A 15,200-nucleotide genomic window follows, 5' to 3' on the forward strand; every position below is an offset into this window, starting at 1 on the left:
CATAGGCTTAAGAGTTGACAATATTTCAATAAGCACTATACTTTTCTCACGTGGCAGCCCATAACTTTTGTTGATAATGCTGTTGTTTTACGCTCAACCTAACTACGATGAGAATCCCAGTTATGCTTTCACAACGCGCTCGTCTGCATCAGCTCTATGTAGGTGCAGATGTCCTGCCTTTTGACGCCTTATACCCAGTCACCTTTTTATGGCAGAGTAGTATCCATCAACACGCGGTGGGCAGTATACTGGCTTATACTCAGTGTTTTTTGGATAGCGACGCTTGTTTATCACTCATCGGCACACCAGTTTGTCTCACCACGCTTACCGCCGCTCGCAAACCCACTTATCGCTGTGGACATATCAGAGCCGTCCACTACCAGCACTCAGATGGTGCTATTCACTTTTATAGCTTAGATGTTGCCAGCCCAGATTGGCAACTCACTCAGTCTATCCATACCCGCAGCTTTGTGAACCAGTCTACGCTCGATATCATCACCGCGATCCTTGGTGATTATGACTTTGAATGGCAGCTCTCAGACCCACTCTTATCATCAGAACAGCTGACCGCACCACTCGCCATGCGCAGCCAATTTGATGTGAGTGACTATGAATTTATCACAGGATTACTGGCAGATATCGGCATATCGGCTTTATGGATAAACGGCGACTCAGCCGACAATCTTGGTCACTGGCAGCTAATCAACACTTTAGAGGATAGCACGCTTGAGCCAGTAAGCTACCGCTATGCTGCGTCTTCCGTACAGTCCGGTAGTGATATCGTGGACGAGCTACAGATCAGAGCCAAGCAACGCGGCACCTCTATTGTGGCAGTACGCGCTGATGGGTTGTCAGCGGATACTCTCTATGAAGGCCAAGCTTATGACGATTCTGCACTGGCTATGCAAGATAAGACCGTCTTATTAGGGGCGCCGTCTCGAGTCGATAGCGATGCTGCTGCCACTCGTATGGCCAAGCAGTGGGTCGCTGCTAATACCTGCAATAGAGAGTATTACACCGCTGCTGGTTCGATGCGCGGCATGCATATCGGCAATCGCGTGCATATCGATAACTTATCGACTGTTCACACTTTAGCAAGCTATTGCACCGCACTTACTATGATCGGCATCGAACCAGATAGCGACAGCGTCTCTTACCATCATGCTTCTTTTATAGCGGACTGGCTCACTCGTACTAGTAAGCACGCCCATCAAAGCAGCCAACAGCAAACCGACATCTTGTATACGGTCAGCACCGTCCATCAGTCGTATGCAGCCATTCCCCAATACGGTATCGACATCGCACAAGACACCGGAGTTTGGGTAACCGCCACACTATTAGACTCTGCTATTCCATACTGTCCCTATCCCAGCAAACTCGCCTTTGTCAGCAGTACCTATACAGGCGTTACCCAAGCCCGTACCGGTGATCAAACTACCTCAGCGAGTCCAAGCTACGCCTCACAGGTGACCGATGACGGTCTGCAGCGCACCATCACCACTCCGGTATCTGCTGGTATCAGCCCGCACGACGATGGGGTGACGCCACCGCTGCGCAGTTTGCAGTTGTCCTCAGGTGCCACTCACGGCTGGCAGTTTGCCCCAAGACTCGGACAGTCGGTGCTGCTCAACCACTGGTACGGTGATAAAGACAGCCCCGTCATTAGCCGCAGCCTCTATGACGGTATTGGTATGGGCGACACCGATGATAAAGACATCACTTCCCGTGATAGCGGACTCTCCAATCGCCACAACCTACAAAACGGATCCTCACCAAGATGGCATGGTGGCGGTCTGGGACATTCGCAAATCAAGGATGATGACGCGCATAGCGGCTGGATAACCGGTATCGCTCAATACGGACTTAACGATCAATCTGAAGTCAGTCTTCTCTTTGATGACACTCCAAACCAGATCAGCATGCAGTGGTCGGTCAACACTGCTAGTCGTGCCAACGCCCAAACCCCCACCAGCACCAGCAGTGCTACTTTCTCACCAGATGAGCACATCCTTGAGCTTGGTGTCCTACGCCATCGCTACAGCAACCATCAATCGACAAGCAGCGGACAGGGTATAAACCTTGCCACCGATCACGGGCTACAAGCCACAGCGGATAGCGGAGTCTTGCTCTCCACCTTTGGTATCCGGCACAGCCAATCCGAGCATGAATCGGCGTGGGTCAACGACGCAGGACAACGCCAGCTGAAACTGGGTGCTGAGCTGAGCGAGACACTGATGGAAGCCAAACAAGCGCACTTGCAACCGACAAAAGAGATCAGTAGTGCGAACGCGTCTATAAAAGCCTTTGAAACCGCAGCGCAGGTGATCGATGAGACCCTACAAACTGAAGTCTTAGGTGCGTCCGATGTACTAGTAGTCAGCAAAGACAGTATTTTGGCATCAAGCAACAACACCCTAACCACAGCCAAGACCATCGTACGCCAATCAGGCGCTACCCAATCGGATGTGGTGGCAGGCAACTATACCTTAACGGCAGATCGTATCGAGTCGCTATCAGGGATAGCCGGACAGGCTGCGCTATCAGGACTGCATATCAGCGCCAACACAAAGCCGCTAGCAATACAAGCACAGGGCGGTGAGCTGCAATTGCACAGCCAGCAATCCATGACCATCGGTAGCGAGTCGGGACAGGTGAATATCGCAAGTCCTAAACGTATCAAGCTGCAAACCAGCGCGGGGGCGTCGCTGACGATTGATGAGAGCGGGATTAAGCTCGTTTGCCCGGGGGAGATTAAGGTGAATGCGGTGAAGAAGAGCTTGGTGGGCGGGGCGAATATTACGCCAACCCTGCCATCTCTAGGTGGCTCAGAGATCAAATCTTATCTAACTTATGTCGCCAAGGACACGTTCGGAGAGCCTATCGCTGATACTGAATACCTGCTGTTTATGGACGACGGTACGGTTAAAAAAGGTAAAACCGATGCGCAAGGCCGCACTGAACAGATCGTCACAGACACGCCTGAAGAAGTGGGTATACATATCGTTGGTGATGAGCATGAGGGATTTACATTGAGTTTTGGGGATGATGAGTAATGGCTTTAGATAGAAACTTAGAAATAAAGGCTATTTACAACAATGGTAAACCTGCTCAATATGAAAAGGTTGTAATAGCGTACCAAACTAAAAGTGGAATAAAGGAGAAAACCTTTACCTCAAATGCCGATGGTAATATCAAAACTGGTATTAAGATATCTAAACTATCTCCAAAAAATACTTTTTTTTATTATGATGGTGGGCAAGGTTATCCTAAAGTTTTAAATCAAGATACTCAGTCCATTGGTCATATACATTTGCTAAAAGTTAGCTCAGAAAACCCATTAAGTTTCTTAATACTATATGAATACTTTGATAAAGATGGATCTACAAAAGGCGATTGGATCTCTGAACTGGACTACAAGATTTATAATAAAGGTAAAGTCATAAAAATCGGTAAAACAGATGAGAACGGTATGACTGCACCGTTCCAAGGAATAAAAGATCAAGGTTACCAGATTAAAATTAAACCAAAAGGAGCTTCTTCATATTTAAATGCCAAGGTTCGTAAGAAATATCAAGGCACTCAGAGTTCAATCATAAAACATGATGGGAAGACTTCGAGCTATGCTGTATGCTTAGAAACTTTTGTTGGGTTTAAAGTGGTCAATAATAAAAATAAAGGCATTCCCAACGTTAAAGTATGGCTGATCGATGAGAATGGCGAAAAGAAAGGAGCTGTAAAAACGACTGATAAACATGGACGTATCGCCCCTTTTATTCAAAACTTTGTCCGCAGCGTCAAAGTATCTCTTGCAGGTTGTGAGCTGACCTTAAAAGAAAAAGAGATAGTCATTCCCAAGCATCAAGGCGAAGACCCTTATCATGTTATTGAAATAAAAACCATGATGTGTAGTACGGTGCCAGATAAACCGGATATTGAGGCTATGCTTGGAAGTAAAAGCAAGCTGCCTATCGTTTATGATCTTGCAAAAAAAGAACTATTGATCTTAAAACCAAAAGACTTTAAGCAGTTCGATGAAATATCTGCTGAGCTTGGCAAGCTGGTGCAAATGACCTATCAGCAGCGAGCAAGACTAGAGGGAGCTTATCAGCAGGGTAGATCGATTAAAGAGATACAAGACATAGAGGACGCACTAGGCATCGCGGAAGACGCAGTTAAAGAGAAGCTTAATAGTAGCTTTGCCACGAAATCTGACTTAAAAGAAGTGTTTTTAGTAGAGCGCTACGCTGGAAACGACAGAGGTAGAGGTAATACTCGCTTAGTCAGACGTTATCTAGAAAATGATGCTTATCTACGGTACCGTAATAATCGTATTAATCAGACAGATTATAGTATCAGTCTTGAGACAGGTAGTGGTGTCGGTATTTCGGCCAGTCCTGAGTCATTAGATGTGGCCGGACTCGTCGATAGTATCAAGAATATCTCTTTATCCGTTGAGAAAGAATGGGAATCTGAGCAGTATAGTAAAGATTTAGATTTAAGATTTTTAAGTGATAGTCTCATAAGCTCTGCTAATGAGCTTAGTCGCTCTATCCAGATATCCGAAAGTTTGGATGTTGATGCCACTGCTCAGTGGTTACGTGCCATTGGCGGAGCATCAGCTAGTGGCTCAGCGGAATGGAATCCTAAAGAAGGTGATATAGAGCTTAGTGGTGGATTTGACGTCAGTGGCAAGCTAGTGCTTTGCGAAGGGAATATCGAGACGAGAATGGCGATACCCTCAAAAGACGGCTGGCGATTACATGCAGAGTTTGAAGCTGCTGGTAAAATAGACTTAGGTGCGATACGCTTTATAGTGTCTTGCGACTTTTATGGGTTCACAGGCGTAAAAGCGAGCATTGCAGGCTCTGCCTCCATTAAGTTTGAAGGCGGCTCGCAAAAGCTCGTATCCGCCAGCCGTGTACCGAGACAGACGGCGGCGAATATGTGGGATGCGGCAAATAAGCAGCGCAAATTCGATGTCGAACGCAGCTACGAGCCAGTTGAGGTTATGGATGCCAACTCTAATACTAAAGCGGATATCGGCGTCGATGCCTTTGCTGGTGCTGAGGTAGGTGTCACACCTGCTGGCAGTATCGAATGGCTCAATCCTGAGGTGAAGGACTTTAGATCTTTTGCTAAGGTATCAGGTACGATCGCAGGCAGTGCGGGCGTTGGCTTTAGTGGTAGTTTCTATATTTTCTACCAAGGTGGTAAGTTTAAAGTACGGGCGCAAGCGGCACTGTGTTTTGGACTTGGTGGTAAAGGTGGTATGGAGTTTGAGATAGATTCTGCATTGATTGCCGAATTTATACGCTGGTTGTCTTATCAGCTCTTACATGCAGGGTTTCGAACTTTAGTTTATATCCAAGGAGCCGCTTTTACAGCAATAAGTCAATTGTCAGTGTTGATGCTTGGTCAGAATTCTCAATTTACCCAATCATTACAAAAAATAACGGACGATTTTAGGAAATTCTTAACTTATATTGATACTGATAAAGCAAGAGTAGCCCTTGCTAAACGTATTATTAGTAAACGGGATGACGATTGGCTTAAATATGCGACCCCTGAAGCCAAAGGAATGCTCCTCTATCAACTGACTCGTTTCGCTTGGTTAAGTCATACTGAAGACCTGCCTACTGCTAGTGTTAGAAGTACAATACCTATCGATATTGATTTTGATCTCTTAGAGTATCGTAAACAGGCTATTATTATCATCTTTGCTACCATTACCACCTCTCCTGAATGGCGCAATACGCTACAGCATATGACTGTTAACGGAGCAAAAGGAAATTTGGGTAAAAACGAAGGCGATGTTATTCGACTGCTTAACTACGGTACAGGAATGGCAGATGAAGCCGCTGTGCTAGCAATGATTAATTCAAACAGTACAGCGAAGCCTAATACTGGTAGCCATTATGTTAATGTCTATATAACCATGCGTCAAAAAATCAAGCCTACATATCCTAAAGGCATCGAAGTGGTCAAAAATACCGATGCTAATTATGATATTTACAGCAAAATGGGCGACTATACTAGTCCAACCTTCTACGCCGCTGCCAATCCAGACCAGTACGATCATTCCGCCTTTGATGACTATAGAGATGTATCACCAGTCAAAAGAAGTAATAACGATATTTATAATGTCTAACCCATCAAATAGTAATTTTCCTTTAGGATATAGGTTTGCTTGAGTTAACAACACACCGAGCGGAAGTCGTTCTATTTTGATTTAAATTAGGATCATCAGAGATTAGAGGCGGGTTTGGTTCTTTCTTAAATCTTTTAATAGTAACGGCACCTCCCGCATGTACATTACCAGCTGATCCTTCATTGGCTTCTACACCTCGTAGTACTTTCCTTATGCCTGTCTTAGGACCTTGCGGGTTATGCTCTGGACTATTAGCATAATAATCAGGATCGTACCAGTCCATCATCCATTCGTAGTTTTGATTGATTAAATCATAAAGTCCTAGAGAATTGGGTGGATATAATCCTACTAAGGGAACTGCAAAAACAGGATCATATTTTCCACTAATTGTCCTTTGTTCCTCATACGTCCAAATATTACGGCCTGGATCGATCTCTCCGGTGTCCGTTGGAAATAGGATATACTCTCCGCGATTACGCGCCGCATATTCCCACTGTGCTTCAGTTGGCAAATTCATTGGCACTTCAAGCTGTTGACCCAACCATTGACAGTAGTGCTGCGCCGTTTGCCAGTTGATACCTGCCGCAGCATTAGGTTGACGTATCTCTATTCCTATACTTTGCATTCCTTCCTTTGGTTGTCCAGTTGCCATACTATAGATATCAAAGTCACCATAAGTGGCTTTGTAGGCATTCATACTAAAGCTATCGAGCGTCACGGGATGCAGCGGTTTATTATCAGCTTGTCCTGTCAGTGGTAGACCATCCGTCCAGTCGAGCTTATGCCCAAAGTCACCCATCTCAAAGCTGCCGCCTTCGATAAAGCGCATATTTTCTTTTTGCTGAGCTAAGAAGTCATTTAATTGCTGCTGTTCATCTGCTGTTAGATCATTTCGAGTTTGGGGAATGCCATCGCTATCTACCTTCGGTGTAGGTTCAGTGGCGCAGGCGGTGATAGAAAATAGAGGTAAGATAAACAAAGATACGAATAGAGGTTTTAGATTCATAATGAGCTACAGTGAGTTTTTGTTGATAATTTCAGGTAATTATACTCATAATTTTGGTCTATTGTCTAAGTCGTTATATTAAACAACAGTTGAGATAGGGAGGGTTGATAAAATGCATCAATGGGGCGAGTTTATCCTGATCTACCTTAAAGGCATCGAAGTGGTCAAGAACACTGACGCTAACTATGCTATTGATAGCAAACTTGATGACTATACTGGTCCAACCTTCTACGCTGCTGCCAATCCAGACCAGTATGATCAGTCAGTCTTTAGTGGTTTTACAGATACAGTGCCCATCAAACAGAATGATGATACTTATAACGTTTAGTAAATTAGAGCGTAACACCTCTCTAAGATATAGGCTTTATAGAATTAGCAACACAACGTGCAGAAGTTTTACTATTTTGATTAATACGATCTATATCCATCACTAAAGGTGGATTAGGATCGCTTTGAAATCGTCCGACAGTGATCTCACCCACGACTTGTTGATTGTGTGCCGATCCTTCTCCAGCAGCCACGCCTCGCAAGACTTTTTCTGTACCTGTTTCTGGTCCCTGTGGATTATGCTCTAGACTATTAGCGTAATACTCAGGATCGTACCAGTCCACCATCCATTCGTAGTTTTGATTGGATAGATCGTGAAGCCCTAAAGGATTAGGAGGGTATAGACCTACAATAGGGACTGGAGCAACGGTATCATATTTTTCGCTCATGGCATTCTTTTGCTCATAAGTCCACATATTGCGCCCCGGATCGATCTCTCCTGTGTCCGTTGGAAATAGTATATATTGTCCGCGATTGCGCGCCGCATACTCCCACTGTGCTTCAGTTGGCAGGCTCATAGGAACATCAAGCTGACTTCCTAACCACTGACAATAATGCTGGGCGGTTTGCCAGTTAATGCCAGCTGCCACATTTGGTTTGCGTATTTTAAGATTATTTTTCTGTGTGCTTACTTTCTCTTGCCCCGTTGCCATACTATAGACATCGAAATCACCATAAGTTGCCTTGTAGGCATTCATACTAAAGCTATCAAGCGTGACTTTATGCAGGGGTTTATTATCAGGTTGTCCAGTTAATGGCAAACCATCCGTCCAGTCGAGCTTATGCCCAAAGTCGCCCATCTCAAAGCTACCGCCTTCGATAAAGCGCATATTTTCTTTTTGCTGAGCTAAGAAATCATCTAGCTGCTTTTTTTCATCTGCTGTTAGATCATTTCGAGTTTGGGGAATGCCATCGCTATCTACCTTCGGTGTAGGTTCAGTGGCGCAGGCGGTGATAGAAAATAGAGGTAAGATAAACAAAGATACGAATAGAGGTTTTAGATTCATAATGAGCTACAGTGAGTTTTTGTTGATAATTTCAGGTAATTATACTCATAATTTTGGTCTATTGTCTAAGTCGTTATATTAAACAACAGTTGAGATAGGGAGGGTTGATAAAATGCATCAATGGGGCGAGTTTATCCTGATCAGCCCTAAAGGCATAGAGGTGGTGAAGAATACCGATGCTAATTACGATATCTACAGTAAGATGGGTGACTACACCAGTCCAACTTTCTATGCTGCCACTAATCCAGACCAGTATGATCAGTCAGTCTTTGATGGCTATAGAGATGCAGCACCAATCCAGAGAAATGATGATGATACTTATAATGTCTAGTTAATTAAACCTTAATACTTTTAAGACATGGGCTTGCTTGAATTAGCTACGCAGCGGGCAGAAGTTGCTCTATTTTGATTTATATTAGAATTATCAGAAATTAAAGGTGGATTCGGCTCTCTTTGAAATCGTTTAATAGTAACGGCACCTCCAGCACGTACATTACCAGCTGACCCTTCAGTAGCATCTACACCTCGCAATACTTTATCTGTACCTATTTCTGGGCCTCGTGGATCATTTTTTGGACTATTAGCATAATACTCAGGATCGTACCAATCTATCATCCATTCGTAGTTTTGATTAGATAGATCATAAAGCCCTAAAGGATTGGGTGGATATAATCCGACAATAGGAACTGTAAGGACGAAAGAATTATACTTATCGCTCAGCTTACGCTGCTCTTCATATGTCCACATATTACGTCCAGGATCTATATCTCCTGTATCGGTTGGAAATAAGACATATTCTCCGCGATTACGCGCCGCATACTCCCACTGGGCTTCGGTTGGCAGATCCATTGGTACGTCTAACTTTTGCCCCAGCCATTGACAATAGTGCTGGGCGGTTTGCCAATTGATACCCGCCGCAGCATCAGGTTGGCGTATTTTAAGATTATTTTTCTGTGTGCTTACTTTCTCTTGCCCCGTTGCCATACTATAGATATCAAAGTCACCATAAGTGGCTTTATACGCATTCATACTAAAGCTATCGAGCGTCACAGGATGCAAAGGCTTATTATCAGCTTGTCCTGTCAATGGTAGACCATCCGTCCAGTCGAGCTTATGCCCGAAGTCACCCATCTCAAAGCTGCCGCCTTCGATAAAGCGCATATTTTCTTTTTGCTGAGCTAAGAAGTCATTTAATTGCTGCTGTTCATCTGCTGTTAGATCATTTCGAGTTTGGGGAATGCCATCGCTATCTACCTTCGGTGTAGGTTCAGTGGCGCAGGCGGTGATAGAAAATAGAGGTAAGATAAACAAAGATACGAATAGAGGTTTTAGATTCATAATGAGCTACAGTGAGTTTTTGTTGATAATTTCAGGTAATTATACTCATAATTTTGGTCTATTGTCTAAGTCGTTATATTAAACAACAGTTGAGATAGGGAGGGTTGATAAAATGCATCAATGGGGCGAGTTTATCCTGATCTACCTTAAAGGCATCGAAGTGGTCAAGAACACTGACGCTAACTATGCTATTGATAGCAAACTTGATGACTATACTGGTCCAACCTTCTACGCTGCTGCCAATCCAGACCAGTATGATCAGTCAGTCTTTACTGATACACAAGATGTCTTGTTGAGCAGGCAAAATAATAATATCTATCATGCAAATAAAAAAGAGTCTAAAAATATATTTTTTGCCAAATCGAAGTTGGGTTCAGAGTCAAGGTGACACTTAACCTTTTGCGTTAGGTGTCATTAATTTTGATGATGTAAATTGTATAGGTTGGGGTCAATTCAGTATTCGCAGCTTTAGGGCAGGGCACGGTTTGGGCACCAAATGGGCAGCGCACCATCACTACGCCTGTATCTGCTGGTATCAGCCCGTATGATGATGGCATCACCCCGCCGCTTAGAGCATTACAACTGTCCTCAGGTGCGACTCACGGTTGGCAGTTTACCCCAAGACTCGGACAGTCGGTGCTGCTTAACCACTGGTACGGCGACAAGGATAGCCCGCTGATCAGCCGCAGCCTCTATAACGGTATCGGCATGGGCGACACTGATGATAAAGACATCACTTCCCGTGATAGCGGACTCTCCAACCGGCATAACCTACAAAACGGATCCTCACCAAGATGGCATGGTGGCGGTCTGGGACATTCACAAATCAAGGATGACGACGCACATAGCGGCTGGATAACCGGTATCGCTCAATACGGGCTGACCTCTAATAGTGAAGTCAACCTACTGTTTGATGACACTCCAAACCAGATCGGCATGCAGTGGAGTGTCAATACCAATGCCCATGCTAACGCACAGCACCCAACGACCACCAACAAAGCAGTCTTTGCCCCAGATGAGCACATCCTCGAGCTTGGTGTCCTACGCCATCGCTACAGCAACCATCAATCGACAAGCAGCGGACAAGGGGTCAACCTTGCCACCGATCATGGACTGCAAGCCACAGCAGACAGTGGCATGCTGCTCTCTACCTTTGGGATCCGGCACAGCCACTCCGAGCATGAATCGGCGTGGGTCAACGACGCAGGACAACGCCAGCTGAAACTGGGTGCTGAGCTGAGTGAGACCCTGATGGAAGCCAAACAAGCGCACTTGCAATCCACCCAAGAGATCAGTAGTGCGAACGCGTCTATAAAAGCCTTTGAAACCGCAGCGCAGGTGATCGATGAGACCCTACAAACTGAAGTCTTAGGTGCGTCCGATGTACTAGTAGTCAGCAAAGACAGTATTTTGGCATCAAGCAACAATACCCTATGGATAGCCAAGACCATCGTACGCCAATCAGGCGCTACCCAATCGGATGTGGTGGCAGGCAACTATACCTTGACGGCAGATACTATCGAGTCGCTATCAGGGATAGCCGGACAGGCTGCGCTATCAGGACTGCATATCAGTGCTAATACCAAGCCAGTAGCGATACAAGCACAGGGCGGTGAGCTGCAACTGCATAGCCAGCAATCCATGACCATCGGTAGCGAGTCGGGACAAGTGAATATCGCAAGTCCGAAACGCATCAAGCTGCAAACTAGCGCGGGGGCGTCGCTGACGATTGATGAGAGCGGGATTAAGCTCGTTTGCCCGGGGGAGATTAAGGTGAATGCGGTGAAGAAGAGCTTGGTGATGGGAGCTAAAGTCAATGCGCCGATGATTGCTTTGCCAACGTCGGGGTTGTTTAGTAAAGCGTTTGATCTTAAAAAGCTGTTACCGCAAGACTTAATAGATCAAGGCATCAGCTATAAGCTTATTAATCACTCGAAAGGTACAGAGATTGAAGGTAAGCTTGATGAAGAGGGTCAGACCTTAAGTGTATTTGGCGATAAGGCTGAGAAGGTTGAGTTAATATTAGATAGTATTTCAATTAGAGAAGATGACAGTTTCGAGTTAACTCCTTTAGATGATGAATATAATTATGATGACGGTGACTGTGGTTGTTAGTCTCTGATAATTAGCCGTTTAGGAAAAGAACATGGAAACTTTTAATAAATACAGAGATATTAATTTGATAATTATTATATATAAGATAATGACAAGTTTGATATTTCTTACACTTGTGCTATTAACGTATGAAGCTAACGCCCAATCAAATAAAAATTTTAAAAACTATGTTTTAAATAACTCAGGCAACGCAAAAACGTTTAAAATTCGAGCTATAACTTGTTCTAACAATACTTGGGATTATTGTTTTACACCTGTATCAGTTGAAATAAAAGATAGGTTTGATTCTAATTGGCATCAGACGATAAATATTAATACTGCTGTGCCTTCCTTACAAGAAATGAACACTAGGCTATCTTCAGATACTCGTACCAGACAATACTCTAAATATGAAAGATACACTTTTATATTTGGTGATTTTAATTATGACGGTTATACAGATTTTGCCTATATATCAGGATTACTAGGAAATTATGGAAGCCCTTCTTATACTTTTTACCTATATAATCAAAATAAAAAAACTTATGAATCCGATTTACAATTTTCTGAGTTAACTACTCAAGGTAGATCAGTGCCAGACTTCAATTACGTTCAAAAGGAAATAGTATCCTCTGAAAAAAATGGATCTGGAAACCTTTCGAGCTACTACCATATCAAATCTAATGAACCACAGCTATTTAAAGTTATTAGCCGAGATTATATAAGTAAAGCCGACAAAATATATTTAAAGACGACTACTAAAGTTTTGAATAGTAATAATGAATGGACGTCTTCTATAAGTTACGATGAATATACTGATTAATGTCAATTAGGTCGAAATATGGCTACTAAAAAATTTGAGATTTTAAAAGCTGAGTCTGTCAGACTTCTTATAAAAACTTGCTTTGAAAATGAAGTAACCCAGCATGCTCAAATTGCATGTGTATTAGCTAATTGCCAACATGAAACTCTGAATTTCTTGTATTCAGAGGAAATTAATGGTAGAAGTCAAGCGAAATTATTGGGATATAGAGGGGGCATTGAATATTTTGGAAGAGGGTACATACATTTAACTCACATAGATAATTATCAAGAAGCAGATAGTAAACTTGGTCTTGGCGGAAAACTGACTCGTAATTTAGACTATGCTACCAATCCTAATATAGCAGCTAAAACGGCTGTAATAGGTATGCGAGATGGTTGGTTCACTGGGCTAGGACTTGAACGATGGCTTGATGGTGATAAGGGCTGGATTACTGGAGATGGTCTTTCTTACTATTATGCAAGACAAATTGTAAATGGAGATTTTAAAACAACAAACACTGCAGAAATTGCTAAAGAATGGAGCTTAAAAATCCCCTCAGTTGTCAATGACATAGACGGGTATTCAGTGTTATCAGTTAGCTTGATTGATATTAGAGAAGCGTCAGTTCCTGGCTCATTGATTGAAATAACTGTTGCTGAAGACTCGAGCTTTTCACAAAAATTTACAACTAACAAAGAGGGAGTAATTCCATATATATATGCTCCTCTCAATTCTACTTTAGAATTTAAAATTAATAATCGAACTTGTAGAAATAAATTATTAATGGATAAAAAATTAAAATCTACTACTTTGGTCAATTCTAACTGTAAATTTAATACCGATACCAAACCGCATCAGGTAGTTGATAATCCAAATGATAAAAATTCAAGTGAACCAGATAAAGATAATACTGTTTCTAATCAGCTAATTGAAACTGAAAGTGATAATCAGTCGAAAGTAGATAGTGTGACTTTCAACATCAAACTAGTCGAAGGCGATACAGGAAAGCCCCTACCCAATACAACCTATTATCTTGAGTATAAAAACAATATCAAACCCCATAAAACCGATAGCTCAGGTATCGAATCAGGTGTAACAGCTGATGTTAGCCAGTCTATCGGTGTCTATCTTGATGACGACGACGGTAAAAAGCAATCCATCTACAGCATGTCATTTCCCGTAACAGGCGACTTAAACGGACGGACTAAAGTAATCAAAGTCCCTGTCGTTTCTTTTAGCATCAAATTTGTCGACAACAACAATCAACCCATACCCCGTTACGAGTTTAAAACCCTATATCGTGGCAGAAAATCTGCTATAAAAAGAGCCAACCGTCAAGGTATTAGCACTATACAAGCCCTTGCTGGTCAAAAGCTTACCGTTATCGATGGACAAGATAGAGCTCAAACAACCGCCATCGTTACCTATGGCTCTAAACAATGGACTATGATCATAGGCACAGACATCACCGAAGAAGATATCAGCGATACCTTGAGTCAAGAAGCATCGACTACTCCAGAGGCCAGTAAATAAGAGGACAAGCCAAAACCTCAAACAGAGCAAAACCCTGTCATCAAAGTAGAAAAGCCAAAAGTAACAGAGGTTGAAAAAAAGACAGAAACAGGGCCGATGCTTGAGGTTTCCTCAGATGAGGCTAAAATCACAATAAAGTTCGTTGATGAAGCAACGAATAAGCCCTTATCAGGACTCTCGTATTGGACGCAATCAGATAAATACGGTAAAAATCCATCAGTAACGAGTGGTGATGGTACAAGAGGTAGAGCACACAATTCGCTAGTAGGTGTTGATATAACCGTACTGGTGTATGAAGACGGTAAGGAAGTTAAGAAAGATGTCATTACAGCAAGTGCCGATCGAAATGATATTCCTTATGTTTATAAGGCTAAGAAGCCTGAGACAACATGGTGTAATCCATTAGATAGCTGCATAGTTAGAACTGCTCGTTTAGCATCAAGAAAATCTGCTACATACGGAAAGGTTAGAAACGGTGGTACACGAAACCACCAAGGTGTAGATTTTCGTGCAGTTCCTGGCGTACCTATCAAAGCGGTTGCTGAAGGAAAAGTTATTATAATTAATGAATCTTATAGCAGCAAATCTAATTTCGGAGCATATCTAGTATTAGAATGCGAACTTAATGCATTACCAGAGTTTCAAAGATCTCATGCTAAAAAAAATGTTAAAGGTAATAAAGTATGGTTTTTTTATGCTCATCTTAGTCAGATCAATACCAAGTATAAGAACAAGAAAGTCTCAGCTGGTACAGTATTAGGTAAAACTGGAGCTAGTGGCAATGCTAGAGGTATGACCACTATTGCTAAGGGCGCACATTTACATTTTGAAGCTAGGCATGTCTCTACAGGTAGCCCTGGAAGAGGGTTAGTTGGTAGGTTTGATCCTCTACCATTTTTTCCAAAAATCCCTCCTGCATAGTGGATTGAATGTATTACTAAT

The 15,200-nt window shown here is 43.0% G+C and carries 12 protein-coding genes; 9 read left to right on the forward strand and 3 right to left on the reverse strand.

Features of this window, described 5'->3' with window-relative positions; translation table 11 throughout:
* Positions 1-122 precede the first annotated feature (122 nt).
* Together BTV99_RS04540 and BTV99_RS04545 are read left to right on the forward strand one after the other, a co-directional pair.
* Positions 123-3,053, forward strand: coding sequence for a contractile injection system protein, VgrG/Pvc8 family (locus BTV99_RS04540; protein WP_075101181.1), 2,931 nt, complete (start codon positions 123-125; stop codon positions 3,051-3,053).
* On the forward strand, positions 3,053-6,148 hold the full coding sequence (locus BTV99_RS04545; RefSeq protein WP_075101182.1) for a hypothetical protein: 3,096 nt from the start codon (positions 3,053-3,055) through the stop codon (positions 6,146-6,148). Before BTV99_RS04540 ends, BTV99_RS04545 begins: the two co-directional genes overlap by 1 nt.
* 22 nt (positions 6,149-6,170) lie before the next feature.
* On the opposite strand, the gene BTV99_RS04550 is transcribed toward BTV99_RS04545, so the two are convergent.
* Positions 6,171-7,154, reverse strand: coding sequence for an SUMF1/EgtB/PvdO family nonheme iron enzyme (locus BTV99_RS04550; protein ID WP_075101183.1), 984 nt, complete (start codon positions 7,152-7,154; stop codon positions 6,171-6,173).
* A 112-nt stretch (positions 7,155-7,266) separates the two neighbouring features.
* On the opposite strand from BTV99_RS04550, the gene BTV99_RS04555 reads away from it, so the two are divergent.
* Positions 7,267-7,482: a hypothetical protein gene (locus tag BTV99_RS04555; protein WP_075101184.1), complete on the forward strand. Its 216-nt coding sequence runs from the start codon at positions 7,267-7,269 to the stop codon at positions 7,480-7,482.
* A gap of 22 nt (positions 7,483-7,504) precedes the next feature.
* Here BTV99_RS04555 and BTV99_RS04560 read toward each other — a convergent pair whose 3' ends face one another.
* Positions 7,505-8,488: an SUMF1/EgtB/PvdO family nonheme iron enzyme gene (locus BTV99_RS04560; protein WP_075101185.1), complete on the reverse strand. Its 984-nt coding sequence runs from the start codon at positions 8,486-8,488 to the stop codon at positions 7,505-7,507.
* 112 nt (positions 8,489-8,600) lie between these two features.
* Here BTV99_RS04560 and BTV99_RS04565 point away from each other — a divergent pair, with 112 nt between their 5' ends.
* Positions 8,601-8,819 (forward strand): hypothetical protein, encoded by a 219-nt coding sequence (locus BTV99_RS04565; protein ID WP_075101186.1) that lies wholly within the window; start codon positions 8,601-8,603, stop codon positions 8,817-8,819.
* A 20-nt stretch (positions 8,820-8,839) separates the two neighbouring features.
* Here BTV99_RS04565 and BTV99_RS04570 read toward each other — a convergent pair whose 3' ends face one another.
* Positions 8,840-9,826, reverse strand: a complete 987-nt coding sequence (locus BTV99_RS04570; RefSeq protein ID WP_075101187.1) for an SUMF1/EgtB/PvdO family nonheme iron enzyme — start codon at positions 9,824-9,826, stop codon at positions 8,840-8,842.
* A gap of 112 nt (positions 9,827-9,938) precedes the next feature.
* Between BTV99_RS04570 and BTV99_RS04575 the strand changes: the two genes are divergently transcribed.
* From BTV99_RS04575 to BTV99_RS04595, 5 genes are all read left to right on the forward strand, one after another.
* Complete coding sequence (locus tag BTV99_RS04575) at positions 9,939-10,214, forward strand: hypothetical protein (protein ID WP_075101188.1); 276 nt, start codon at positions 9,939-9,941, stop codon at positions 10,212-10,214.
* 248 nt (positions 10,215-10,462) lie between these two features.
* Positions 10,463-11,941 (forward strand): DUF2345 domain-containing protein, encoded by a 1,479-nt coding sequence (locus tag BTV99_RS04580; RefSeq protein WP_075101189.1) that lies wholly within the window; start codon positions 10,463-10,465, stop codon positions 11,939-11,941.
* A 31-nt stretch (positions 11,942-11,972) separates the two neighbouring features.
* Positions 11,973-12,743 (forward strand): hypothetical protein, encoded by a 771-nt coding sequence (locus BTV99_RS04585; protein ID WP_075101190.1) that lies wholly within the window; start codon positions 11,973-11,975, stop codon positions 12,741-12,743.
* Between the two features lie 18 nt (positions 12,744-12,761).
* Entirely contained in the window at positions 12,762-14,258 is a 1,497-nt protein-coding gene (locus BTV99_RS04590) for a hypothetical protein (RefSeq protein WP_075101191.1), read from the forward strand.
* A 96-nt stretch (positions 14,259-14,354) separates the two neighbouring features.
* Positions 14,355-15,179: a M23 family metallopeptidase gene (locus tag BTV99_RS04595; protein ID WP_075101192.1), complete on the forward strand. Its 825-nt coding sequence runs from the start codon at positions 14,355-14,357 to the stop codon at positions 15,177-15,179.
* Positions 15,180-15,200 lie beyond the last annotated feature (21 nt).

Source organism: Psychrobacter sp. Rd 27.2, from assembly GCF_001921755.1.
Taxonomy (GTDB): Bacteria; Pseudomonadota; Gammaproteobacteria; order Pseudomonadales; family Moraxellaceae; genus Psychrobacter; species Psychrobacter celer.

Bases quoted from the DNA above. Each gene is read 5' to 3' on its own strand.
- BTV99_RS04585 (WP_075101190.1), top strand. From the start codon at position 11,973: ATGGAAACTTTTAATAAATACAGAGATATTAATTTGATAATTATTATA.
- BTV99_RS04560 (WP_075101185.1), bottom strand. From the start codon at position 8,488: ATGAATCTAAAACCTCTATTCGTATCTTTGTTTATCTTACCTCTATTT.
- BTV99_RS04540 (WP_075101181.1), top strand. From the start codon at position 123: ATGCTTTCACAACGCGCTCGTCTGCATCAGCTCTATGTAGGTGCAGAT.
- BTV99_RS04565 (WP_075101186.1), top strand. From the start codon at position 8,601: ATGCATCAATGGGGCGAGTTTATCCTGATCAGCCCTAAAGGCATAGAG.
- BTV99_RS04570 (WP_075101187.1), bottom strand. From the start codon at position 9,826: ATGAATCTAAAACCTCTATTCGTATCTTTGTTTATCTTACCTCTATTT.
- BTV99_RS04590 (WP_075101191.1), top strand. From the start codon at position 12,762: ATGGCTACTAAAAAATTTGAGATTTTAAAAGCTGAGTCTGTCAGACTT.
- BTV99_RS04575 (WP_075101188.1), top strand. From the start codon at position 9,939: ATGCATCAATGGGGCGAGTTTATCCTGATCTACCTTAAAGGCATCGAA.
- BTV99_RS04550 (WP_075101183.1), bottom strand. From the start codon at position 7,154: ATGAATCTAAAACCTCTATTCGTATCTTTGTTTATCTTACCTCTATTT.
- BTV99_RS04545 (WP_075101182.1), top strand. From the start codon at position 3,053: ATGGCTTTAGATAGAAACTTAGAAATAAAGGCTATTTACAACAATGGT.
- BTV99_RS04555 (WP_075101184.1), top strand. From the start codon at position 7,267: ATGCATCAATGGGGCGAGTTTATCCTGATCTACCTTAAAGGCATCGAA.
- BTV99_RS04595 (WP_075101192.1), top strand. From the start codon at position 14,355: ATGCTTGAGGTTTCCTCAGATGAGGCTAAAATCACAATAAAGTTCGTT.